Raw genomic sequence first — 22812 nt, 5'->3', positions numbered from 1 at the left:
GTCTAAGTACGTAAAAGAAAAGCAGCCATCAGGAATCGTCTTAATGGCTGCTTACTTTTTTATATTGTACATATCTCAACTGGGCAATCTCCACACTGCAAAAACTCTTTTAAAAATTGAATATCACGAATGACAATCCGATTGTCCTCGTAATGAATAATTCCTTCTTTTTTCAAGTCGCTCATCATCCGGTTCACACCTTCACGCGTAGTGCCAATATAGTTGGCGATTTCAACATTCGTTAAATTAACGCTAATTAAAATCCCGTGCTGATGCTTAACTCCGTATGAATTGCTAAAACGTATAAGTGTCGAGTACAATCCACCTTTTTTTCCACATAATAATAAATCTCGAAATTTCGATTGTGTTGATTGGTTTTGGATTGAGGACCACTTCATAAAAGCAACGGCTAACTCACCGTTTTCGATAAATAATTCCTCAATCGTTCTTCGTTCATACCGTATTAAGTGCGCGTCTTCTTCAACAGTAGCTGTTACTGTTACAGCTAGCTCGTTAAACATTGCTGCCTCCCCGATTAATTCGTCTTTTTGAAGAAGGCTTACTGAAAATTCTTTCCCATCTGCAGTCAACTTACTTAACCGAATAAGACCAGATAAAATTAAATAAATATATTTTGGGGCATCTCCTTCGGAAAAAAGAACTGAACCGGATTGCACATTAATCTTCGTTCCTTTACTAAGCATTAGTTGTTTATTTTCTTCTGATAATTGTTCCAAGAAACGAGTCTTATTTAGTTCTTGTTTTCCCATGTAACACCCTCACTTCCATAGTTTAGCTTCATCTATCCTAACAGCTATGTAATAGGATGTAAATTTATTTTCACTATAACAACAGTGTTAAACTCTCAAAACAAAAAACTTTGTTATTATTTTGGAGGAGTTTTCATATTTTATTCAGTGTTTCTAGCATTATCCAAGGTTCCATAAGAAAACAAAGAAGCCTGAATGAAAATACAGGCTTCAACTTTTATTTATATTCAATTTTTCTCCACTTAAACATTGTTACTAACGCAACAACCGAAGAAATGAGTGCAATCACTGTATAACGAAAAACAAGTTCAAACTCTAATCCTAAATATGCTTCAATGGTCCATTGCAACATAACAACATTTAATGCCAAAGTTAAAAATATAATACCCCAGCAAATTTTTTTAGCCATGGCGAATCTTCCTTCCGGCTGCATATACGACTCCATCATGAACTTCTAATTCAATCAGAGGTAACTCACGTTGAGGAGGCCCTGCTGTTGGATGACCACTATTTAAGTCAAAATACCCTTGATGACAAGGACATAACAATACTTCGCTTTCCTTTTCATAGAATACAGGACACATGAGATGTGTACAAGCACTGTTGTATGCTTTAAGCTCTCCTGCTTTTGTATGAACCAAAAGAGCTGGGTCATTATCAGTTGGGTAATTGAACGTGATCGATGAGCCTTTAGGTAAAGCATCTAGTTTTGTTATTTCGAAAAGCTCTATCTCTTCATCAAATTCTCCTAAAAAAGCTTTAACTGAGAAAGGTAATGTCGAAAGGCCAATAGCGACAGTTGCCCCGACTGCGGTTTTCAAAAAAGCTCTTCTATTAAATTTCAAATCGTCAAAACGACTAACGTTATCTGTTAAGTTCATCATATCTTCTTTGCTTTGGTGTTTTTCGCGTTTACATTTTGTCCGCTCACTCATAATTGAACCTCCTCTCTAATCAGAATACACTCCAAAAAATTCAGGTACGTACTTCCATTTATCGTTTTCGCTTGGTTTTTTGCCTTCTATTAAATTCATTTGTGTCCGGCGTCTTCGTAATTCTTGCATCTCATCGAAATCAATAAATCGGATCGCTTCCGATGGACATACTGACGCACACATTGGTGCAATATCATATTTGGAGCGATCATAACACATGTCGCATTTATACATTTTGTTTTCCTCAAAATCAAATTTAGGAATTCCAAACGGACAAGCAAATGTACAATTTCGGCAACCGATACATTTTTCTTCCATCGCAGATAGAACGACACCTTCATCTGTTATTTGAATAGCATTTGCAGGACATACTTTTGCACAAGCAGGATCTTTACATTGCATGCACATCATCGGAAATGTTTGTCGGCTTTCGGTAAAATCAATATATTCAACATAATTTCGCTCTTTCGCGTCATGGTCTCCACATTCTCGGCATGCCGCTTGACAAGCGCGGCAGCCGATACATCGTTCAAATTCAAGATACATAATTTTATTCATAGGAACATCCCCCTAATTAATTAACATCATTACACTTTTCTAATTTCACAGCGCATACCTTAAACTCTGGCATTCGTGAAGTTGGATCAAGAGCTGGATTTGTAAGTTTATTAACCGCAAGCTCTTTCCCCCAATGATACGGAACAAAGACCGTATCCTTTCGAATAGCTTTGGTTAGACGTACTTCCAATTTCATATCACTTCTTGGAGTTGTGAGTTTCACGGTATCTTTGTTATTCAGTTGATAGCGGCTAGCAAGTTCCGGATGGATTTCCACATAAGGAGTTGGACACTGCTCCATAAGAAAGTCAATTCTTCGCGTTTGCGTTCCTGATAAATAATGAAACACTACTCGTCCAGTTGTTAACGTGTAAGGGAATTCCTCAGTCGGCACCTCATCTGCGGGTTTCCAAGCAACTGAAGGTAGATTTGCTTTTCCATTTTCGGTACCAAATTTGTCTGTAAACATGACAGGAGTTCCAGGGTGGTCTTCTGATGGACATGGCCAGAATACACCATCTTCACGGTCAATTTTTTCATACGTAATACCCGAATAGTCTGCTTTCCCACCTTTTGTTGCTACACGAAGTTCTTCAAAAATCTCTCTTGGATTTTGATACTCAAAGTGTTTTCCTTTTCCAAGTTTCTTTGCAATTTCACTTAGAATAACCCAGTCAGGCTTTGACTGATGCAATGGGTCGACCACTTTACGAATCCTAATAACTCTTCCTTCAAGATTCGTTGTCGTTCCTTCATCTTCCGCCCATGATGTTGCAGGCAAAACAACGTCTGCAAATTCTGCAGTCTCAGAAAGGAATAAGTCATTTACAACTAGAAAGTCAAGTTTTTTTAAGCTGTCCCATACATATTCAACATTCGGCGCAGAAACAGCAGGATTACTACAGACGACATGCATTGCTCGTATCGTGCCTTTTTGTATTTCGTCAAACATTTCATAAGCCGAAACACCAGGCTTAGGCATTTCCTCAGGTTTAATCCCCCAAACCTTTGAAATATATTTGACTGCTTCAGGATCGGTGAGCTTACGATAACCTGGAAGAAGATCAGATTTTTGTCCGTGTTCACGACCACCCTGTCCATTCCCTTGACCAGTAAAGGTAGCCACTCCTGATGCAAATTTTCCAATTTGTCCACGAAGTAAAGCTAATGATGTATAAAGAGTTACATTATCGACGCCTTTTGATTGTTGTTCAGCACCACGGGCAAACATTACGACAGATTTAGGTGAACGTCCAAAGATATGAGCTGCTTTCACAATTTTCTCAACGGCAATTCCTGTTAGTTCTGAAGTATATTCCGGTGTGAAAACCTCTACAGATTTCTTTAAATCTTCATAGTTATTACAACGTTTTTCTACATACTCTTCGTCTACATACCCTTCTTCGATAATCAAGTGCAGTAAACCATTAGCAAGAGCCGAATCTGTACCGGCTTTTAAATCAAGATGTATATCAGCCAGTCGAGCTGTCGGTGTTTCTCGGGGATCAATAACAATCATTTTTGCTCCCTTATCTCGCGCTTTCCAGAACCATTGGATGCTAGTCGGGTGACATTCTGCTGTGTTAGATCCTGCAATTAAAAAGCAGTCTGTATGTTCTAGCTCAGTCCATGGCAATGTCGAACCACGATCGATACCTAGTGTTTTCATAAATCCCCCAGCAGCAGAACTCATACAAAAGCGACCATTATAATCGATAAAACGAGTTCCTATAGCTACGCGAGCATACTTACCAACTAAATAACACTTTTCGTTCGTCATTGACACGCCACCAAAAACTGAAACAGAATCTTTTCCATATTGAGTTTGTAATTCTGTAAATTTTGAAGCGATTAATGACAAAGCTTCTTCCCAGCTGCTTTCTACGAACTTTCCATTTTTCTTGATTAGGGGCTGTTTAATACGTTCTTTGTGATCAATTTGTTGATACGCTGTTACCCCTTTCGGACAAAGCTTTCCACGTGTTACTGGCCAATCATATCTCGGCTCCACTCCAACAATTTTCCCCGTACTTTCTTGAACTCGTATATGCATCCCACACTGCATTCCACAATAACTACAGTGTGTTGTGACCAACTTTTCCCCTTTATGCTGTAGGTTTTTTACACCGTCTTTTACTAAGTACTCACTCATTTATTCGTCCCCCGTTTTCTTATAATAAGAATCTTCTCTTTTTTGTCCGAATCCCGGGATATGAATACCGTTATTTGTTCGGATCGGTCCACTTGGTGAAGGTAAATGTGACTCAAGATTTAGCTGTTTCATAACACGAATTCTTCTTCGGCAACTTGGACAGTAGTCTGCTAGATAAGAGCCATCTTCTAACTTGAGATCAAAGTTCTGAACTGCAAGAATATCTTTTACATCTGATATTTGATCATCATTGCTATATGGAGTGTTACAAGACTTGCATTCTCTTGTATCAATCCCTATTTCTTCTTGGTAATTCATCGGGACAGCTGTCGCAAGTGGCCTTACTGGAAGGTGAAACAGTTTTCCAAATGGAAAATACACTAAGAAAATGACAACTGTAATTTGATGAATTAGAGCCAAATATGAGTGCATCCAGCCACCTAAAAATTTGTAAGAAATAGTTAAGAACAATCCTGATACAGTAACCCAAAGAAGAATATATAACGGTAGCAAATCAAACTCTACACGTTGAGTCACTTTGACATCTTGATTTTTTGATCGTCTAATTAAAGCCATCGTAACTCCACCTAACACCATAAGGGCAGTAATATTTAACCCTTCATACACTAACTTCGCCAATAACCCATTTGCAGCCATCGCTATAGTCGGAATTCCCATCACGACAATTTGGTATGTTTCGGGATCTATCAATTTAAAATGCACCCAACCGAATGTTAGCCCAAATGTAATTGCAAATGATCCGATACAGCCCCAAGCAATGAGCCAATGCATAATTCCTCGATAGATTCCACGTTTGAAGATGAATTTTTGAAGTAGAATATTATCAACAAATGTCTTGATAATTGCTTTCCAATTCCGTTTCACTCTTTTTTTATTCTTTATATTACTAAAACTTCTCTTTATTACTTGATGCGTTGCTGGTCTTATTGCCCATGCACTTATACGAATCGTCATTCCAATTGCAAAAACAAAAGAAGAAATCAAATAACCGAACAACATGATATCAACATGAGAAAACTGTCCAGTGCCGATCCACATTAGAAAGATTAATACCATGACGACGAGGAATGAATACATACTTGCTTTTGAATAAAATGATTTTTGTAACTGGCTCATTTTTTTACTCCTTATGACAACTTTTTGTTTTATAGTGCCATTCTAGATTTTTTCAGTATAGTAAACTATGATGTTTATCACACTTAGAAAAAACTACTTGATCGTTCAATATCTAGACAATTCTATAATAAAAAACGAGATACCCTTTTAAAATAAGCAGGTCTCTCGTTATATCGACATATTTTTAATTGAGTTGTTCTTTATCAAGTTGCATGACTTTTTGATAATCCAAATTGCTTACAACCCGAAATGGAAAAGGTTTTAATTTGTCTCCTTTTTCTAACGTATCTACGTTTAATACTTTAAATGTGACTTTTTCTAATATCTTCATTAAACCAAATTCTTCTTTTTCTACTAACTCTCTAGTCGCCTCTATACAGGAACGATCATATAAACCATGATATAAATGCAAACTCCCATTCCACTCTGGTGCGATGGCTTGCACACCTGTTTCCCTTTTCAATTCCACCATATAAGAAACCACATCAGCACAAAGATATGGCATGTCCGATGTAACAATCCATAATGCCTCATTTTTAGCTAATGAGAAAGCTGCATGTAAGCCACTTAGCGATCCAGCCCCTTTATAATAATCGGTAATCATACGAATTGAATTACCGAGCAGGGGCAAATAATCGTACGGATTATTTGTTACAAGGATGACTTCGTTGCAAATCTTTTTCATCTCCATGACTTGTTTCTCGATTAAAGTTTTCTCACCAATTTTAACAAAGCTCGTTAATTGATCGCCCTCCAACTTATGAGTTTCACTATCTAAAATTACTCCAGTCAACTGCATAGGTTTCACCCCCCTTTACTTACAACTATAAAAGTAAACCGAGATAATAACTGTTAAAAGTGTCACAGCTAGAATTTATGAACAAAATTCACAAATACTCATGGTGTGATTTTTATCACATTTTTCTTTGTGCCTTTTATATATAATGTAGTTAATTGGTTGTTAGGAGGAGTTTTCATGACAGAACTAACGTTAGAACGGAGCATTAATCAAAACACATATCATTTATCAGAAAAAACATTGACTGCACTGAGAGAAATTATGTATGAACAAGAAGTTAAAGCAGATACTTTCCTATTTTGGGAAGGCGATACTGCAGATAAACTTTTCTATATAAAAAAAGGAAATGTTAAATTAACAAAAACATCTTCTGATGGAAAAGAATATATTTTGAATATGTTTGATGAAGGTGATTTATTCGGTGAGTTAAGTAGTTTTATGTCTATTAATTATAGTTACAATGCACACGCAGTAACAGATTGTGTGATTGGTTTTATTCAACAAAAAGACTTAGAAATTCTTCTTTGGCAACATGGTGAAATTGCTGTAGAATTTTTAAAATGGACATCACTTTTAAACCAAATCACACAATCAAAACTTCGTGACCTTACTTTCCATGGCAAGCTAGGTGCTCTATGTTCTACACTAATTCGGATGGCTAATTCGTATGGTGAAACATATAATAACGATATTCGAATTACTAAAAAGGTTAAAAACGGGCAAATTGGTGAATATATTGGCGCTACCAGAGAAAGCGTTAACCGTATGCTTTCTGACTTACGTTCAAAAGGGATTATAGGTCAAGACAAAGGTTACCTTCTTATACACGACTTAGATGCGTTAAAGGATATTTGTCATTGTGAAAATTGCCCCCTTGAAATATGTAGAATGTAGAGGGATATCTCAACGAGGATGTCTCAAAAGGTAAAAAACAACCTTTTGAGACATCCTCGTTTTTATTTTTTACTTCATAACTAAATTATTATTCCTATTAGAAACAGAGTGATGGAGATCACAGTTTTTATTTGTTTAATTCGTTAATCTATTCTTAAAGGAGTGAGTAATTTGATAAACGGAAATGTGATCTCGATTACAAGTGGAAAAGGTGGGGTTGGTAAATCAACTGTCGCCGTCAATCTTGCATTATCTTTAGCGAAATTAAATAAAAGAGTGGCTCTCATTGATTTAGATATTTATGGCTATAGTATTCCAAAGATTTTAAATATCACTTCAAAGCCTAGAACAATGAATAACAAAATGATTCCAATTGGACACGGAGATATTACGGTTATGTCGATGGGGTTCTTATTAAAAGGAAACGATCCAGTCGTTTGGCGTGGGCCCATGCTTGGCAAGATGATTGACCATTTTTTTGATGATGTAATTTGGGGCAAACAAGATTACGTGATTCTAGATTTGCCCCCTGGTACCGGTGACATCGCCCTGGACTTGCATCAAAAATTGCCGGTGTGTCAAGAAATCATTGTAACAACCCCTCACCCTAATGCAGTTCATGTAGCTGAACGAGCTGGGCGTATGGCTAAACAGACTAAGCATACTATTTTAGGTGTGATTGAGAATATGTCTTACTTTTCTCCACCAGATTCTGATGAACAATACTATTTATTTGGACAAGGTGGAGGCAAGACACTTGCAAAGAATTTAGACACAGAACTATTGGCATCAATCCCTCTAGTCTCACCGAATGAGAATGGAGAACCAAAAGTATTAATTGAAGAGGACCCATCATTAGAAGCCGTCTACCAAATATTAGCAAAAAGACTAGTTGAGAGCCCTACATTAGTGGAAGTTGGTTTATAATAGAAACAATAGCTGCCTAGTATTTTTTCTAGGTGGCTTTTTTATTAAATTGAATTTGCTATTTCCATTAATCCTGCTAAATTATAGTTCACAGATTGTCTTGTACTTCCTCCAATCAAGTAACCCCAACCATTCTTTTTAAAAATTAATGAATGAAAGTGGTCATTTTCCTGGAAGTAAGCTTTTGTACCATCTTTAAGTGTTACTACTTTATCATCTGATTTAATGTGTGTCTCAATTTTATTCTCTGGGTGCATAACTGAAAATACAAATTCTTGATGTGGTTTATTGAAGAGTCTAATATAACGTAACTTTAAATCCCCTTCATTCGTAATTTGTCCAAATCGATGTGTTGGTTTAAAAGGAAGTTTCGTTGGCAGATTCACTTTTCTTCCCTGTTGTTGTTCAAAAAGTTTAATCGCCTTTTTAGCCGAAATATAATTATTATCATCCATAAACTCTTCAATTTCCTTATCAGGGTTATCTTGTGCATTAACATCTAATTCTGTAAATAATAGTGAGCAGCTGATAGCAATGAATGTGATCAATAATGTGAAAATTTTCATATTCAATTCTCCATTCCAGCAAATTATTCTTAGTTTTAGTATGTGTGTTTTCATGTTAAATATTTAGCTCTTAGAACCTAATTCCAAACTACAGAAACAACAAAAAAAGCAGAACACTTAGTTTCTGCTTTTTTTAAGGTATGTAGTTTCATGTTGATAATTGTTTAACGGTAATTAATGAATTGCACATCAATCGTTAAATCAGCTTCTCTTATTGCTGCAATAATCGCTTGTAAGTCGTCGCGTTTTTTACCAGTAACTCTAATTTGATCATCCTGAATTTGACTTTTTACCTTTACACCACTGTTTTTAATAATCGTATTAATTTTTTTCGCTTGTTCCTTATCGATGCCTTGAATTAACTTGGCTCTTTGACGGACTGTCCCACCTGAAGCGCCTTCAATTTTGCCGTAGTCTAAATTTTTAATTGAGACTTCACGTTTAATTAATTTACTTATTAAAACATCTTTTAATTGTTCCAATTTAAACTCATCATCAGATACTAATACAAGTTCTTCGTTTTCAAATGCAATGCTACTTTTACTGCCTTTAAAATCATAACGATTTTGAATTTCTTTCGTCGCCATCGTAACGGCGTTTGTCACTTCGGAAAGATCAATTTTAGAAACAATATCGAATGAACTATCTTTTGCCATCATGTACCTCCATTTGCTTTGATTAGTTCTATTATAGGTGATAAGTTATCAGAGCTTCAAGTAATCACTAATCTGTCAATCGATCACTTACTATTTTTTTTAAAACTATCAAAACACGTAGCACTACCTTTAATTTGTTTTTTTAAAGGTATCAAGACAGTTTTTACAAATACATGATTTCCTTAATTCATGCTCTGGCACCAATTCGAATATTTCACTCGGAAACGTTTCTTCTGTGCACCAACAGCTACGGCCAGAGCAATTATTTTCATTATTGCATATAGGACAGTATTTATTAGTCATTTAACCACCTGCCAATTGTTTTTATCACACAGTAATAGATATTCAGTGTGCTTTTAAAATATCATTACAACAACCAATTTCATAGACTTAACAATAGTAGGAGCATGCTGTTAATCTAAGTTTCAGGTAAAAAAGATCTGACCCTCTTATTATATATTTAGAATTTAAAAATTTGCTTACATCTTATTTCAGGGTCAGAATTTTAATTAGAAACCTGATTTGGATATCATTCGTCCTTTACTTTAATTTTTTCATGGATACTTTCAAGTTCCTTTAAAGACAGGTCACTTAATGATTTTTTTATTTCTTCTTCTAATTCTTTTCTATTACTTTCTCGGTATTGTTCCCACCACTCTCGCAGCCCTTCTGTATTTGTTAAAAGGTATTCGATATCGATTTCTTCAACTTCGTCATCTGATAAATAATTTAGAACAGCAGCCAATAATCGATTAAGCTTAGCAACTTCGTCTTCCGATTTCACCTTCGAGTTATTTGTCTTCTCATTTTCCTCTTCAGTTGGAGTCGTTTTTTTAGGCATGTTTGTCCTCCTTGCTTGGAATCATTTTGTAGGGATATATGTTAGTCTTTCCAAAGAGGTGCATTTCCTTTCTGTTTATTATCGCTGTTATAGGGTTATCTTCTTCTTTCTGATCGGGTTTTCATACTCAATTATAAGGAATAGATACCTACTTTTGTTGAAAACACTATGCCACCCCTACTGTATAAAGTGAGGGTGGCATAGTGTTTTTTATTAATCATACCATTACTTTACAAATATTATTAGTAAATTCCACAGGGTCGTTTACTGGTAACCCTTCAATTAGTAATGCCTGGTTATATAGAAGTTCAGTATATAGATTTAACTTATCTTTATCTTGTTCAAACGCATTTTTTAATGAGTTAAATACTTCGTGATTAATATTAATTTCTAAGATCTTATCAGCTTTTATGTTTTGGTTATCAGGCATTGATTGAAGTATTTTCTCCATTTCAATTGTTACTTCACCATCACTTGCTAAACAAACAGGGTGAGTTTTAAGTCTTTTTGATACTCTGACATCCTTTACTTTCCCTGCTAATGTTTGTTTCATATGTTCAAATAACTCTTTATACTCTTTTTCATTTGAAGTACTATCTTCACTTTCTTCTTCTTCAATACCTAAATCGCCACTTGATACAGACTTAAATTCCTTTTCTTTATAGGAAGTTAACATCTTAATAGCAAATTCATCAATATCCTCGGTGAAATATAAAATTTCAAACCCTTTTTCAGCAACCAGCTCTGTTTGAGGCATTTTTTCAATTCGCTCATAGCTTTCTCCAGAAGCATAATAGATGTATTTTTGATCATCAGACATTCTAGAAATATACTCAACTAATGTTACTAACTTCTTTTCTGATGACGAGTAAAATAATAGTAAGTCTTGCAATTCTTCTTTATTACTTCCAAAGTCACTATAAACTCCGTATTTAAGCTGTCTGCCAAACGATTTATAAAATAGCTCATACTTATCTCGTTCATCTTTTAACAAGCTTTGTAACTGGCTTTTTATCTTTTTCTTGATATTTTTTGCAATGACTTTTAATTGTCGGTCATGTTGCAGCAACTCTCTTGAAATGTTCAAAGATAAATCTTCGGAATCTACCATACCCTTAACAAAACTAAAGTAATCTGGAAGTAAGTCAGAACACTTCTCCATTATTAAAACACCGTTAGAATAAAGCTCTAATCCCTTTTCGAATTCTTTTGAATAATAATCATAAGGGATGTTATCAGGGAAATAAAGAATGGCATTGTATCTAACTGCTCCATCAACCTTAATGTGGATATGCTTTAGAGGTTTATCGAAACCATAACGCTTTTCTACATAAAAATTGTCATAATCTTCATCAGTTAGCTCATTTTTATTCTTTCTCCAAATAGGAACCATACTATTGACAATCTGTTCTTCTTTTTCATCTGTATTTTTAGCTTCATCAGATTGACTATTGCTACTATCAACATCCATTTTGATTGGATAACGAATGAAATCTGAGTACTTTTTAACAATAGCCTTTATTCGGTAATCCTCTAAATACTCATCATAATTTTCGTCTTCAGTATTTTCTTTTATATTTAAAATAATGTCTGTTCCAACTGTATCCTTTTCGGAAGGTATTATCGTATAGCCGTCTGCACCTTCTGATTCCCATTTATAAGCTTTGTCACTCCCTAGAGCCTTACTTATTACAGTAACTGTATCAGCTACCATAAATGCTGCATAAAATCCAACACCAAATTGTCCGATAATATCGTGACCATCTTTTAATTCATTTTCTTTTTTAAATGCCAAAGAGCCACTTTTTGCTATAGTTCCAAGGTTTTTCTCAAGCTCTTCTTTTGTCATTCCAATTCCAGTATCTGAAATTTTAAGTGTTCTTGTTTCTTTGTTAGCACTCAATTTTATGTAATAATTGTCTTGATCAAAATTTACATTCTCATCTGTTAGTGCTCTGTAATAAATTTTGTCAATTGCATCACTAGCATTAGAAATTAGCTCTCTAAGAAAGATCTCCCGATGTGTATAAATAGAATTAATCATCATTTCTAATAATCTTTTCGACTCAGCCTTAAATTGTGTTTTTGTCATATAAACTCTCTCTCCTTGTAAAATTAAATTGGAACATGAATTTTCTGAACCTAAGTATAACTGGATGTAGTAATTGTTAGAGTGATTTAGCACTCTCTGAAGTTAAGTGCTAACACAATATTTTAATATCATACAAGCTCATCATTTGTCAATACTATAGAAGATTAATTATTATTTTTTAGTCCAAAGTTAGGATTTAACTAATACTAAAAAATCTACACCTCCAAATGTTAGTTCGTGTCTTACAATTGGAGGTGTAGTTTATATCTGCTAGACTTTTTTCAGTTATATTGCCACAATGCCGTTCCTATTAATGCTGTTTTAATGAAGTTCATCGTCCGATCATTCACAGACTCCCTCCTTCAACACCAGGTGCGAACAATGTAGCTTGAAATGATTGGAATAAGTACAACAGTCTGTTTCCATAACGTTCGATAAGCCATGTTTTGTACCTTAGTACTTCAAACGGATTTATCCTCGTACTCCGGTGGTAATCATCTATCTACAAACAGAAATTCCTGTCTGTCTATCTATCCGTTGAAATTCCTTCAAGATAGTTCCCCTACCAAATTTGGGTTTCTCGCTCGTGGGGTTTACCGCGTTCCATCTCTTTCGTTTCCAAAAGAGCTTCGTCACTGTGGCACTTTCAGAGGTACTCGACCATAGCACTCAATGCCTTAGGTTCTTTTCCTCGCCGTCAATCCAGTTCAAACCAGATTGCCCTAGCTTATTGATTGGCTAGGCACGGACACTACGATCATTTCAGATCGTGCGAGCATGGACTTTCCTCTACATCAAAAGATGCAGCGATTACCTGAACGTTATTTCAGATGTTGTATTTGTAGTATAGCACGCTTTTTAATTCTGCGCAACTATGCGTTTTGATCCTCTTTATTATTATTATTTTTTAATTAATATAGAAAAATAGACAAGTTCCCCCTCCTCTTACGCATATAGTTATGTAATTACTTAAATAAAGGAGGACTGTAGCATGCTTATCGTCATAAGGAAAAAATGGTTTTTTCTTGCCATTACATTAGCACTTGTTAGTTGTGGTTGGTATTTTTTCACTTCAACAGTTACCACAGAGACACCAACTGTATCATCAGCGAAAGAAGTTTTCGAGGTGCACATGGTTACCAATGAAATCAAAACAACAACTGAAGACGGGAAAGAGATTGAATCGTACCGTTGGGATCCAGGAACCGTTGTTGTTCCAAAAGACCAACATGTAAAATTAAGAATATATGGAGTTAAAGGAAAAGAGCACCCATTTATTATTGAAGGAACAGATGTTAAGGAAACCGTTAAAAAAGGAGAAGAAACAGTTATAGATCTCCACTTTTCTGAGGAAGGTGTTTATCGGTTGATTTGTACATCCCATGTACATTACGATCAGGAAGGCCCGATGATTGCCTATATTGTTGTTGATTAAGTCTTTACTCTTTTAATTGGTACAATGAGAAAGGTGTTTCCACATATAGTTTGAACATTCTAACCTAATATCTTATTCAACCAAAACCTTGCTTTTTGGAATTCAAACACTAATAACCCCAACTTCAATTAAACTAATAGAGAAATTGGGGTTATTTTTTAACAATATTATATATCAGGGAGTCACCGCAATTTTTATAACTGGTTTTGATCGGTTTTCGAAGATTTCGTAACCTTTTTCAATATCGCTCAAGCTCATACGGTGTGTAATTAATGGCATTAAGTCTAACTTACCAGCATCAATCATACGGATAAGGCGGTTCATATTTTTAAGGTCCCCTAAACCAAATCGTCTACTGCTATTCCATTTCAGCAAGGTTCTGTGACGCAAAGCGATCAAGCAGTTCACGCACATCATCTGTTGACTCTGTGTTCATTAATTGATTTCTTAATCCACTCGCTCCTCGAAATCCCTTTACATATATCTTAAAAAAACGATGAAGAGCCTTGAACGGACGTAGCTCTAAATCTGAATATTGATCATGGAGATCTAAATGCAATCGTAAAAGATCAAGTAATTCCTTACTGCTATGATCTTGCGGTTCTTTTTCAAAGGCAAATGGGTTAGTGAAAATACCCCGGCCGATCATAACCCCATCAACGCCATATTGATCGGCAAGCTTCAACCCAGTTTGACGGTCAGGAATATCCCCATTGATCGTCAAAAGTGTATCTGGTGCCACCTGGTCACGAAGTTTTTTAATCTCCGGAATCAGCTCCCAATGTGCATCCGCCTTGCTCATTTCATTCCTTGTACGCAGATGGATGGAAAGATTTACAATGTCCTGTTCAAAAATATGGGTAAGCCAGCCTCGCCACTCGTCTACATCCGTGAAACCAAGCCTTGTCTTTACACTTACGGGCAATCCTCCTGCTTTTGCTGCTTGTATTAAATCTGCTGCAACTTCCGGACGACGGATAAGGCCACTTCCCTTCCCGTTTTGTGTCACATTAGGTACAGGACATCCCATATTGATATCCACACCTTTAAATCCAAGTTTCGCCATACCAATACTCATTTGCCGAAAGTTTTCAGGCTTATCCCCCCAAATATGCGCTACAATTGGTTGTTCATCCTCTGTAAAAGCCAAACGTCCACGCACACTCTGCTTCCCATCTGGATGACAATAACTCTCACTGTTTGTAAACTCTGTAAAGAACACATCAGGTCTGGCTGCCTCGCTCACTACATGGCGAAAAACAACATCCGTCACATCTTCCATCGGTGCCAGTATAAAAAAAGGTCGTGGTAAATCACGCCAAAAATTTTCTTCTATCATATTAAATTCAAATCCTCTCATTATGGGATAGCAGGCCAAGCCCTTATCCCAAAATAAAAAAGCAAAATGTCCATGCTTCTTTTACACTTATACCATGCTTAAACACTTTTTATCAAACTGAAAATTTGAGAAGGTGATTTCTCAAATCTGTTCTCTTTTTTCAGTACACGAAAAAGACGATCACTTTGAACGTGATCGTCTCTTAGATAGGTATTTTTCAGCAATAGCCGTACACTGCGCAAAAAAATAGTTATTTCACTTTTTTAATGTCCATTTCCTATAACCCAATTATTTCTGCCACGATTTGGTGGGAGTAGAGTCGAGCGTTGTGGTCATAAACCATTGAGCTCACCATTATCTCATCTGCTTTCGTCTCATCTAGGAAGGATTGCAGCTTTTTCTTAACGTTGGAAGGACTTCCGATGATCGTAGAGCCTAATTGTTTTTCTAAAACTGCCTTTTCATAAGAGCTCATGAGCTCATCCAAATTCTTTATTGGTGGTTGTAACTGTGATGGTGAATTCCTCATCATGCTTAGAAAACTTTGTTTGATGGAAGTGGCAAGTAATTCTGCTTCATCATCTGTATCTGCTGCTATGACGTTTACGGCTACCATTGCGTAAGGCTCTTTATAATCCTCCGACGGTTGGAAGTTCTCGTAATACAATTCCAGGGCTGGTATTGTGTTTTCAGGTGAAAAATGACTGGCGAAAGCAAACGGCATCCCGAGCTGTGCCGATAATCGGGCACTAAACCCACTAGAACCTAACAACCAAATAGGGATATTTGCTCCTTCTCCTGGGATTGCTCGTACCACTGCCGAACCTTGAAAATAGGCTTGCAGTTGCTCTAATTGTTCTGGGAAATCATCGCCATTAGTGTAGTTTGCCCCACGAAGGGCATGGGCTGTTCGTTGGTCCGTTCCCGGAGCACGCCCTAACCCTAAATCAATTCGGCCTGGAAACATCGCTTCGAGGGTTCCAAATTGCTCGGCGATAACCAGTGGCGAATGGTTGGGAAGCATGATACCACCGGATCCTACACGAATAGTTGAAGTATGTGCCGCTACATGCCCGATGACTACGGATGTTGCAGAGCTTGCTATGCCTGGCATATTATGATGCTCCGCTAACCAGTACCGTTTATAGCCTAGTTTTTCTGTTAACTGTGCTAACTCTATCGAATGTTGAAAGGACTCTCTTGGCGTCCCTCCTTGCACGATTGATGCAAGGTCAAGGACGGAAAAGTTTATTTCGTTGAGAGATTTTGTTGGTCTATTTATTGGCATGGAATAACCACTTCTTTCTTTTTCATTTACTAGTTGGAATAAGCTTTGATATGTTTGACTAGTATAATATTAAGCGACCCTATATAAAGGTATTACATATTAATATGTTTTTATCATAACAGGAAGAAGAGATGATTTAAATTGAAATGACTTAGTTGTAGAAGGCGTAAGTTCGTGCACTACTTTTTGGAAAACATCATTCGTTGCTCGATTTAGACTGCTGAATTGATACTGTTGGTTTGATTCAGTACCCTTTCTTATTATCTACCACACTAATAGCATTTCAGTTAGTTGCGAAAAAATCCCAAAACTACTATTATTTTTACTAGGGTAAGCACACAACATCTTTTTACATAGGAAGGAAAAAACCATGGCAAAATTACCTCCAGGACAATTCAAAACAGAGAAATGGCCTGTTTTACACCAAGGGGACGTGTATGAGTTTAACGAAGAAACATGGAGATTTAAACTGTTTGGCGAAGTAGAAGAAGAGAAAACATTCACTTACTCTGAAGTGATGGATTTACCAAAAACGATTTCTACGATTGACATGCACTGTGTAACGACATGGTCCAAATTCGGAATGGCGTTTGAAGGGATTACGTTGCGAGAGTTAGTAAACAAAGTAAGGCTTCGTCCAGATGTCCATTATGTGAAAATATTCGGTTACTATAATGAGGACCCCTTTGGTTACTCAGCAAATTTACCGTTGAAGGATTTAATGGGAAATGATGCATTGTTCGTGTATCGCTATAAGGATGTAAATCAGGAACAATGGACCGATATAACACCAAAGCACGGTTATCCATTAAGGTTTATCCCCCCTGCCTCCTTTTATCTATGGAAGGGATCGAAATGGGCTACTGGAATTCAATTCATGAAGGAAGATGAAGCTGGATTTTGGGAGGAGTTGGGCTATTCTATGACGGCGAATCCATTTAAGGAAGAGCGGTATCGTTGATTTTAATGCGAAATAGAACCGTCTGATTATATAAATAATTGCTTCACAAGTATCGGTGCACTGTGAAGCAATTGACCTGCTGTTCTTTCCGTATTCACTTCTTCAACGTAAGTTCCTGTCAATATAGTTTGTGGCTCAATGTATATTTTTCAGCGAATCCATTGTAATGACCTCCTTTTTAAATAGAGAATAACAATTATCAATGGAATCCGACTAACGGAGCACACTTCTGCAGGATGAAAGATATTGAGCAAAAAAGTTCTTGCCCCTCTGTGAAAAAATTTCACCGTATTTACTAGGAGACTACTGATAATTTATCGATATCTACTACGACATTTCTATTAACGGTAGCTCTAAGCATAATTTTTCCATCATTCGTCAACCCATTATTCTCGAAATAAAAATAAAAATCACAGTCATCTACCTGTGATTATGAGTAAACGGAATGTATCTTTCTGATCTTATTGCCTAAAAAATCACCTGACCAAATAAACCTAATTTCTCAACTGAAAAAGGAGTGTTAAGTGATCCGAATCCTCTTATAAGCATAAAAGAAGAAGGCAGAACGATCAACCTTTCTACATATAGCAAATCCCTATGCAAAATGAAGATGATTAAAGAAGGCCAGATTTTATAAAATCAATAGAAAATTTATAATGAACATATAGATCAGTCGTTTCTCATCCTACCTGTATAAATCAAAATCGCATCTCTCAAAAATTCTGTCATCCCTGACTTCTTTTCATAATACTTCTTAAATCGTTCATCGTCTAAATACACCTGGGCAAGACCTACATGAGCATCCTTGTTGTACTCACTCCAGTAATACATAAGCCACTTCTTATGCAACTCCACCGTATTTTGTGCAATATCACTTGATGGATCTCCCGTTTTAAAAGCTTCTTCAAGAGTCTCCTGAACTTTAATGGCAAGACGGCTAACCTCGTCATGTTCTTCTTTTCTCATATTCTTAATTTTTTCATTAGAACGGTTCACCACATCATCACCATATTTTTCACGAATCTCTTTCCCGTATTTCGCTTCGTTGTCATCAATCAATTGCTGCTTGAACCCTTCAAATTTCTCTTTATCTGTCATCATGATTCTCCCTTCCATTGAATCAATTGTTTTTTCTACATTGGCAATCAGCACTTCTAACTGCTTCCTTTTTATGAGAAGTTGTTCTCGATGTTCCTTCAGGGCTTGGGTTTCATCATATGAAGAGGAAGTGATGATTTTCTTGATCCTTTCAAGACTTATCCCTAACTCTTTATAAAACAAGATTTGCTGTAATCGATCCACTTCTTTCTGACCATAAATACGATATCCAGATGAGTTTATTCGTGCTGGTTTAAGAATCTCGATTTCATCATAATACCGAAGTGTTCTCGTACTGATGCCTGCCAGTTGAGCCAGTTTCTGTACGGTGTATTCCATTAGTTCACCTCCTAATACTAACAACTCTACACCTTTACGTACGCGTGAAGGTCAACTAAACTCCTTTATTAATTTCCCAAATTAATTCATGTCAGTTTTTACGATAAATAAAAAACTCAAAAACGCGCCACATTTTTGAGTTTTGTCATCTATTTTGTTATTAAACTAAGTTTCTGTGATCACACCTCTTGACGGAAGGTGTCGGCCATTCGTATCCATAACTCAGTAAACAATGGGAGCTGCCATCAACAATTCCTTGCTCTTACATCCGTTTAATTGAATAACTTATTCCATGTTACAGTGAAAGTAAGTCATTCTTAGTCCCGACTTTTCAATAATAGGAAGACCACCCATATCAAAACAACCATTAGAGGCTGCTGTCACTTCTAAATAACTAAAGTATGATTGGGTAGCGATTAAGATTGATACCATCAAAAATGCTATCGTGCCTATCAAAATTAATCCTTGTATTGGAGTAATCTGTTTTATCCAGTCCATATTTAGACCCTCCTGTCTCCTAAAGATGATATTAAATCATATTAACATAAAAAATTAACCTGATTGTTGCACAAGTAACAACTGATTTTTTTGAACAATCGATAATTGTTAATTTATTACCACAATTGTATCAGCGCTTTCTAAAGGTATTCCAGGTAATACTTTGTTATTGCTTTGTCTTAGCTAAAAAATAAGAACTACTCCCCATGATCACCCCTCCACCAATACCTAGGAGGGTTCCGAGTGCAACCCAATGAATAGATAAATATATACCTAACATTAGAATCACTAATCCCGTAAAAAACAAAACTATTCCTTTTTTCATATCTCCCTTCCACCCTTTTCACCCATTTGTCCTTTAAACTGCCACTCATTTTCTTTCATAAATTCTTAGGTTACGTTTTCTTGGAAAACACTTTTATTCTTTGAAACAAACCTAATTCCATTAGAAATGTCGGTAATTTGTATGTAATAAAAAAGAACAAGCCTTGTCTCATCATGACGAAACTGACAATATTTCTACTCCCATATAAGCCTCAGATGTTTTACTAAACGAAGAGAAAAAGCATCCTTAAGCATTAAAAGAAAGAGCACCTAATAAGAAAACAATCACAAAGCAGGGTAATAGAAACATGAGCTCTAGCATCGAGTACCAAAAAGATTTACTCTTCCAACTCAACTTTGCAAAAATGACAATATGGTCAAAAGAATACGAAGTAGTTACTTACTTTCCATTTCACTTACTACTTTATTGAGCATAATTCGTTAGCACACGTAGCAACTGAAATGGATGCAAATTTTTTCAATTGTTCCCCCTCCTTCCTTTACATATGCTTGTTCAAAAAGCGTTCAGTTGGCGGAACGCTATTAGTTAAATATTATTTATCTTTATTGTTCATCTCCTCAAGTAGTTCAATAATTCTTTTATTTTGATTTGATTGCTCTTTCAGATACCCTACTATTGTACCAATACCTATAACAACAAGTAATATCAAGATCCACATCATATATATTCCCCCGCTCGTTACTCAGACTTAAAGAATCGCTATCCTTACTTGAAGAAAAAAGCTTAAGACTATCCGCAAAATTCCCCCTTTATATTACCTTCATATTATCCCTATAAATAAATGTTAATTAAGTTATTCACAAAATATTCCTGTGATTGCGGAACAGAAGCTTCGATAGCTACTCCAACTGCTATAACTATATTAAAAATTGGGCAACCTAAAAATGGGAGGTATGAAAATGATCGCGTATTTTGGTACTACGATTAAAATTGAAAATTTTACTAGTGAAGCAAAGGTTCAAAATGTCAATAACGTTATTGGTACAATTGGATTTTGGCTAACATCTGATATTCATTCTGCTAAACCCTATGCAATAGATACGGAGACGGTTTATCAAAAGTCAGAAACAGAATTTTGGGAAGATGGAGCACCTAAGGTTATTCAAGTTAAAAAGCGAGTAACTGGCTTTATTTACAAAATATTTTTAGATGAACCAAACCTTAAAATATATGATTCTCATACCGTGGATTCGTATGAATTGTTTATGAATGATCGTGACAAATATTGTGAATATATTCATGCCAGAAAAAGAAACTTTACCTGGAAAGATGAGGCTATCCTTTTAAATATGGAGGAAGCCAATGAAAAATTTCGTAACAGCCTTATTCATCAGGGGTATGAAGGCTTCGTCATTCAAAATTGCAAACTACAAAATGGGGTTACTGACTTGTATTGTCTCTTTTCAATTAACTCTCCACTTATTTCAGATATTATAGCGGTAGAAACTTTGTAGTGTGAAGCAGTACGTTGAAACAGTACCTGTCCCCCAATCCACTAACGCTTAAAAAAGCGGGGGACCATTTCCCACAGTTAGCTATGTGATAACAGTGTTTTGCCTCATTAAATCCAAACAAAATCATAAAAACGCTTATCAGAGCTGATTATCAGGAAAACAAAAAGAACGCAACCATTTATGGCTACGTTCCTGATTTCACCACAAAATAAACATGAACCGGAAGGCCTATATTTCGTTCCTCTCGGCAAAATCCCTTCCTCTTGAATCTCTTCAGGAGTCTTTTCAATTAAATGCTCGACATATTGTCCAACCAACTCCGTAGCTGAAGAGAAAACGTGTGCTGATACATTAAAACAATCTTCTCGTCTGGCACTAGATGTTTGAAGAAGACACTTAGCGCATAACCGCGCCAAATCTAAAAAATAGAAATCTTTAGCGACAGGCTATTAATATGATAGTTGTGTTAACGATTTGTATTAATTATAGTATTTCACTTCGTTACTTCTTAGATCCTTGACCGTATTTCTGTCCGTAGATCCAGTCCACCTGACTAAAGTCTTTTGCATCTCGTTGTTTAAAAATCGTATCACGCAACAGGATAGAAGTTGGGTCTTCCGCATGAATAATTTCTCCCCAAATACGAGCATTTCTTTGTACTCTTGCCGTACGTGGAATACGTTCTTCTTGGAACGCTTTGAATGCTGCTTCATAGTTTTGGCCATGTTTCTTAAGCATATCAGCTAAATAGGATGCATCTTCCAACGCTTGACCACCACCTTGAGCCAAGTATTGAAGCATAGGGTGAGCAGCATCACCAAGAAGACAAATGTTCCCTTTTGTCCAATTATCGATTGGCTCCCTGTCATACATCGGCCAACGTATTTGACGTTCAATAAAGGATAGAGCCTTTTCAACAAGAGGGTGAGCTCCTTCAAATACTTGATCCATTTCTTCTGGAGTTCCCCAGTCATCAGAATCTTCTTTATAATTTAAGCTTTTAAATACAACAACTTGGTTGTAAAGCTCACCACGACGGACAGGATATTGGACAACATGATGATTTGGACCAATCCACATAATCACGTCATCCATATCCATATTGGTATTATCGCTAATTTCAGAGATTGGAATCGTACCACGATAAGCGACATATTGCGAACAAATTGCCTTATCATCAGAGAAATAAGCACGAGTCTTAGACCAAAGTCCATCTGCTCCAATTAACGCTTTGCCAACCACCTTTTCTCCGCTAGCCTTTATCGCAACAACACCCTCTGCTGTTTGTTCTATGTTTTCAATGTGTTGGTCAGTGATAAGATTAACTAAAGGATTCTTTTCACATGCGTTTAAAAGCGCAAAGTGCAAATCTGAACGGTGTAAAACGATGTATGGGAAATCATATTTTTCTTTAAATTCTTCCCCTAAATCTAATGTAGATAACTCTTCACCTGTAAACGTATCCTTTAAAACAAGTCGTTTTGGAAAAACTGCAATTTTTGAGATTTCCTCACCTACTCCAAAACGGTCTAAAACAGCCATTGCATTTGGCCCCATTTGAATACCCGCACCAATTTCCCCGAATTCAGGCGCTTGTTCCAGTACGGTTGTTTTTTGGCCAGCTTCTGCAGCTGCTAGAGCAGCTGCCAATCCTCCAATGCCTCCACCGACAATAATCATTCTATCTTCTGCTTTTGTCATTTTAAGTACCTCCACATTTAGAATGT

At 36.3% G+C, this 22812-nt stretch carries 25 protein-coding genes and 1 other RNA gene; 5 read left to right on the top strand and 21 right to left on the bottom strand.

Annotation, left to right across the window (positions count from 1 at the left end; translation table 11 throughout):
• Window positions 1-59 precede the first annotated feature (59 nt).
• The 7 genes from AC1FXZ_RS02075 to mobA form a co-directional block, all read right to left on the bottom strand.
• Complete coding sequence (locus tag AC1FXZ_RS02075; protein WP_480050526.1) at window positions 60-770, bottom strand: Crp/Fnr family transcriptional regulator; 711 nt, start codon at window positions 768-770, stop codon at window positions 60-62.
• A 217-nt stretch (window positions 771-987) separates the two neighbouring features.
• Complete coding sequence (locus AC1FXZ_RS02070) at window positions 988-1179, bottom strand: hypothetical protein (RefSeq protein WP_480050524.1); 192 nt, start codon at window positions 1177-1179, stop codon at window positions 988-990.
• Window positions 1172-1705, bottom strand: a complete 534-nt coding sequence (locus AC1FXZ_RS02065; RefSeq protein WP_480050522.1) for a QcrA and Rieske domain-containing protein — start codon at window positions 1703-1705, stop codon at window positions 1172-1174. Before AC1FXZ_RS02065 ends, AC1FXZ_RS02070 begins: the two co-directional genes overlap by 8 nt.
• Before the next feature lie 15 nt (window positions 1706-1720).
• Window positions 1721-2263, bottom strand: a complete 543-nt coding sequence (locus AC1FXZ_RS02060) for a 4Fe-4S dicluster domain-containing protein (RefSeq protein WP_480050520.1) — start codon at window positions 2261-2263, stop codon at window positions 1721-1723.
• A 16-nt stretch (window positions 2264-2279) separates the two neighbouring features.
• Window positions 2280-4415 carry a formate dehydrogenase subunit alpha gene (gene fdhF, locus AC1FXZ_RS02055; protein ID WP_480050518.1) on the bottom strand — a complete coding sequence of 712 codons (2136 nt, stop codon included), beginning with the start codon at window positions 4413-4415 and terminating at the stop codon, window positions 2280-2282.
• The gene (locus AC1FXZ_RS02050; protein WP_480050516.1) at window positions 4416-5552 is read right to left on the bottom strand and encodes an MFS transporter; all 1137 of its coding nucleotides are present in this window, start codon (window positions 5550-5552) and stop codon (window positions 4416-4418) included.
• A 184-nt stretch (window positions 5553-5736) separates the two neighbouring features.
• Window positions 5737-6351: a molybdenum cofactor guanylyltransferase gene (gene mobA, locus AC1FXZ_RS02045; protein ID WP_480050514.1), complete on the bottom strand. Its 615-nt coding sequence runs from the start codon at window positions 6349-6351 to the stop codon at window positions 5737-5739.
• A 177-nt stretch (window positions 6352-6528) separates the two neighbouring features.
• On the opposite strand from mobA, the gene AC1FXZ_RS02040 reads away from it, so the two are divergent.
• Both AC1FXZ_RS02040 and AC1FXZ_RS02035 read left to right on the top strand, forming a co-directional pair.
• Window positions 6529-7245, top strand: coding sequence for a Crp/Fnr family transcriptional regulator (locus AC1FXZ_RS02040; protein WP_480050512.1), 717 nt, complete (start codon window positions 6529-6531; stop codon window positions 7243-7245).
• Window positions 7246-7416: 171 nt separating this feature from the next.
• Window positions 7417-8172 carry an Mrp/NBP35 family ATP-binding protein gene (locus AC1FXZ_RS02035; protein ID WP_480050510.1) on the top strand — a complete coding sequence of 252 codons (756 nt, stop codon included), beginning with the start codon at window positions 7417-7419 and terminating at the stop codon, window positions 8170-8172.
• A 44-nt stretch (window positions 8173-8216) separates the two neighbouring features.
• Here AC1FXZ_RS02035 and AC1FXZ_RS02030 read toward each other — a convergent pair whose 3' ends face one another.
• The 6 genes from AC1FXZ_RS02030 to rnpB form a co-directional block, all read right to left on the bottom strand.
• A complete protein-coding gene (locus tag AC1FXZ_RS02030) occupies window positions 8217-8738 on the bottom strand; it encodes an autoinducer (protein ID WP_480050508.1) in 522 nt (173 codons plus the stop codon).
• Window positions 8739-8902: 164 nt separating this feature from the next.
• Window positions 8903-9394 (bottom strand): YajQ family cyclic di-GMP-binding protein, encoded by a 492-nt coding sequence (locus AC1FXZ_RS02025; protein ID WP_480050506.1) that lies wholly within the window; start codon window positions 9392-9394, stop codon window positions 8903-8905.
• A 129-nt stretch (window positions 9395-9523) separates the two neighbouring features.
• Complete coding sequence (locus tag AC1FXZ_RS02020) at window positions 9524-9697, bottom strand: cysteine-rich CWC family protein (RefSeq protein WP_480050504.1); 174 nt, start codon at window positions 9695-9697, stop codon at window positions 9524-9526.
• Window positions 9698-9923: 226 nt separating this feature from the next.
• Window positions 9924-10235 carry a hypothetical protein gene (locus AC1FXZ_RS02015; protein ID WP_480050502.1) on the bottom strand — a complete coding sequence of 104 codons (312 nt, stop codon included), beginning with the start codon at window positions 10233-10235 and terminating at the stop codon, window positions 9924-9926.
• Between the two features lie 217 nt (window positions 10236-10452).
• The gene (htpG, locus tag AC1FXZ_RS02010; RefSeq protein ID WP_480050500.1) at window positions 10453-12327 is read right to left on the bottom strand and encodes a molecular chaperone HtpG; all 1875 of its coding nucleotides are present in this window, start codon (window positions 12325-12327) and stop codon (window positions 10453-10455) included.
• Between the two features lie 430 nt (window positions 12328-12757).
• Window positions 12758-13149: RNase P RNA component class B (gene rnpB, locus AC1FXZ_RS02005), an RNA gene on the bottom strand.
• A gap of 169 nt (window positions 13150-13318) precedes the next feature.
• On the opposite strand from rnpB, the gene AC1FXZ_RS02000 reads away from it, so the two are divergent.
• A complete protein-coding gene (locus AC1FXZ_RS02000; RefSeq protein WP_480050498.1) occupies window positions 13319-13762 on the top strand; it encodes a cupredoxin domain-containing protein in 444 nt (147 codons plus the stop codon).
• Window positions 13763-13936: 174 nt separating this feature from the next.
• Here the strand turns inward: AC1FXZ_RS02000 and AC1FXZ_RS01995 are convergent, their stop codons facing one another.
• The 3 genes from AC1FXZ_RS01995 to AC1FXZ_RS01985 form a co-directional block, all read right to left on the bottom strand.
• On the bottom strand, window positions 13937-14086 hold the full coding sequence (locus AC1FXZ_RS01995; RefSeq protein WP_480050496.1) for a hypothetical protein: 150 nt from the start codon (window positions 14084-14086) through the stop codon (window positions 13937-13939).
• A 34-nt stretch (window positions 14087-14120) separates the two neighbouring features.
• Window positions 14121-15098: a tRNA dihydrouridine synthase gene (locus AC1FXZ_RS01990; RefSeq protein WP_480050681.1), complete on the bottom strand. Its 978-nt coding sequence runs from the start codon at window positions 15096-15098 to the stop codon at window positions 14121-14123.
• 280 nt (window positions 15099-15378) lie between these two features.
• Entirely contained in the window at window positions 15379-16389 is a 1011-nt protein-coding gene (locus AC1FXZ_RS01985) for an LLM class flavin-dependent oxidoreductase (RefSeq protein WP_480050494.1), read from the bottom strand.
• Between the two features lie 370 nt (window positions 16390-16759).
• Between AC1FXZ_RS01985 and AC1FXZ_RS01980 the strand changes: the two genes are divergently transcribed.
• Window positions 16760-17350 (top strand): molybdopterin-dependent oxidoreductase, encoded by a 591-nt coding sequence (locus tag AC1FXZ_RS01980; protein WP_480050492.1) that lies wholly within the window; start codon window positions 16760-16762, stop codon window positions 17348-17350.
• 669 nt (window positions 17351-18019) lie between these two features.
• Here the strand turns inward: AC1FXZ_RS01980 and AC1FXZ_RS01975 are convergent.
• From AC1FXZ_RS01975 to AC1FXZ_RS01960, 4 genes are all read right to left on the bottom strand, one after another.
• Window positions 18020-18787, bottom strand: coding sequence for a MerR family transcriptional regulator (locus tag AC1FXZ_RS01975; RefSeq protein ID WP_480050490.1), 768 nt, complete (start codon window positions 18785-18787; stop codon window positions 18020-18022).
• Between the two features lie 285 nt (window positions 18788-19072).
• Window positions 19073-19285, bottom strand: a complete 213-nt coding sequence (locus tag AC1FXZ_RS01970; protein WP_480050488.1) for a hypothetical protein — start codon at window positions 19283-19285, stop codon at window positions 19073-19075.
• A 166-nt stretch (window positions 19286-19451) separates the two neighbouring features.
• Complete coding sequence (locus AC1FXZ_RS01965) at window positions 19452-19610, bottom strand: hypothetical protein (RefSeq protein ID WP_480050486.1); 159 nt, start codon at window positions 19608-19610, stop codon at window positions 19452-19454.
• Window positions 19611-20163: 553 nt separating this feature from the next.
• Window positions 20164-20292 (bottom strand): hypothetical protein, encoded by a 129-nt coding sequence (locus tag AC1FXZ_RS01960; RefSeq protein ID WP_480050484.1) that lies wholly within the window; start codon window positions 20290-20292, stop codon window positions 20164-20166.
• A 238-nt stretch (window positions 20293-20530) separates the two neighbouring features.
• Between AC1FXZ_RS01960 and AC1FXZ_RS01955 the strand changes: the two genes are divergently transcribed.
• Entirely contained in the window at window positions 20531-21085 is a 555-nt protein-coding gene (locus AC1FXZ_RS01955) for a hypothetical protein (protein WP_480050482.1), read from the top strand.
• A 501-nt stretch (window positions 21086-21586) separates the two neighbouring features.
• Here the strand turns inward: AC1FXZ_RS01955 and AC1FXZ_RS01950 are convergent.
• A complete protein-coding gene (locus AC1FXZ_RS01950) occupies window positions 21587-22786 on the bottom strand; it encodes an FAD-dependent monooxygenase (protein ID WP_480050480.1) in 1200 nt (399 codons plus the stop codon).
• Between the last annotated feature and the right edge of the window lie 26 nt (window positions 22787-22812).

Source organism: Halalkalibacter sp. HAAS-P014 (genome assembly GCF_056619965.1).
Note: the sequence above shows the minus strand (reverse complement) of the source record. Positions and strands in the feature narration are given on the sequence as shown.

Excerpts from the sequence above, each read along its gene's own strand:
- AC1FXZ_RS02075 (WP_480050526.1), bottom strand. The coding sequence starts at position 770 with ATGGGAAAACAAGAACTAAATAAGACTCGTTTCTTGGAACAATTATCA.
- AC1FXZ_RS02070 (WP_480050524.1), bottom strand. The coding sequence starts at position 1,179 with ATGGCTAAAAAAATTTGCTGGGGTATTATATTTTTAACTTTGGCATTA.
- AC1FXZ_RS02065 (WP_480050522.1), bottom strand. The coding sequence starts at position 1,705 with ATGAGTGAGCGGACAAAATGTAAACGCGAAAAACACCAAAGCAAAGAA.
- AC1FXZ_RS02060 (WP_480050520.1), bottom strand. The coding sequence starts at position 2,263 with ATGAATAAAATTATGTATCTTGAATTTGAACGATGTATCGGCTGCCGC.
- fdhF (WP_480050518.1), bottom strand. The coding sequence starts at position 4,415 with ATGAGTGAGTACTTAGTAAAAGACGGTGTAAAAAACCTACAGCATAAA.
- AC1FXZ_RS02050 (WP_480050516.1), bottom strand. The coding sequence starts at position 5,552 with ATGAGCCAGTTACAAAAATCATTTTATTCAAAAGCAAGTATGTATTCA.
- mobA (WP_480050514.1), bottom strand. The coding sequence starts at position 6,351 with ATGCAGTTGACTGGAGTAATTTTAGATAGTGAAACTCATAAGTTGGAG.
- AC1FXZ_RS02040 (WP_480050512.1), top strand. The coding sequence starts at position 6,529 with ATGACAGAACTAACGTTAGAACGGAGCATTAATCAAAACACATATCAT.
- AC1FXZ_RS02030 (WP_480050508.1), bottom strand. The coding sequence starts at position 8,738 with ATGAAAATTTTCACATTATTGATCACATTCATTGCTATCAGCTGCTCA.
- AC1FXZ_RS02025 (WP_480050506.1), bottom strand. The coding sequence starts at position 9,394 with ATGGCAAAAGATAGTTCATTCGATATTGTTTCTAAAATTGATCTTTCC.
- AC1FXZ_RS02020 (WP_480050504.1), bottom strand. The coding sequence starts at position 9,697 with ATGACTAATAAATACTGTCCTATATGCAATAATGAAAATAATTGCTCT.
- AC1FXZ_RS02015 (WP_480050502.1), bottom strand. The coding sequence starts at position 10,235 with ATGCCTAAAAAAACGACTCCAACTGAAGAGGAAAATGAGAAGACAAAT.
- htpG (WP_480050500.1), bottom strand. The coding sequence starts at position 12,327 with ATGACAAAAACACAATTTAAGGCTGAGTCGAAAAGATTATTAGAAATG.
- AC1FXZ_RS02000 (WP_480050498.1), top strand. The coding sequence starts at position 13,319 with ATGCTTATCGTCATAAGGAAAAAATGGTTTTTTCTTGCCATTACATTA.
- AC1FXZ_RS01995 (WP_480050496.1), bottom strand. The coding sequence starts at position 14,086 with ATGAACCGCCTTATCCGTATGATTGATGCTGGTAAGTTAGACTTAATG.
- AC1FXZ_RS01985 (WP_480050494.1), bottom strand. The coding sequence starts at position 16,389 with ATGCCAATAAATAGACCAACAAAATCTCTCAACGAAATAAACTTTTCC.
- AC1FXZ_RS01980 (WP_480050492.1), top strand. The coding sequence starts at position 16,760 with ATGGCAAAATTACCTCCAGGACAATTCAAAACAGAGAAATGGCCTGTT.
- AC1FXZ_RS01975 (WP_480050490.1), bottom strand. The coding sequence starts at position 18,787 with ATGGAATACACCGTACAGAAACTGGCTCAACTGGCAGGCATCAGTACG.
- AC1FXZ_RS01970 (WP_480050488.1), bottom strand. The coding sequence starts at position 19,285 with ATGGACTGGATAAAACAGATTACTCCAATACAAGGATTAATTTTGATA.
- AC1FXZ_RS01965 (WP_480050486.1), bottom strand. The coding sequence starts at position 19,610 with ATGAAAAAAGGAATAGTTTTGTTTTTTACGGGATTAGTGATTCTAATG.
- AC1FXZ_RS01960 (WP_480050484.1), bottom strand. The coding sequence starts at position 20,292 with ATGATGTGGATCTTGATATTACTTGTTGTTATAGGTATTGGTACAATA.
- AC1FXZ_RS01955 (WP_480050482.1), top strand. The coding sequence starts at position 20,531 with ATGATCGCGTATTTTGGTACTACGATTAAAATTGAAAATTTTACTAGT.
- AC1FXZ_RS01950 (WP_480050480.1), bottom strand. The coding sequence starts at position 22,786 with ATGACAAAAGCAGAAGATAGAATGATTATTGTCGGTGGAGGCATTGGA.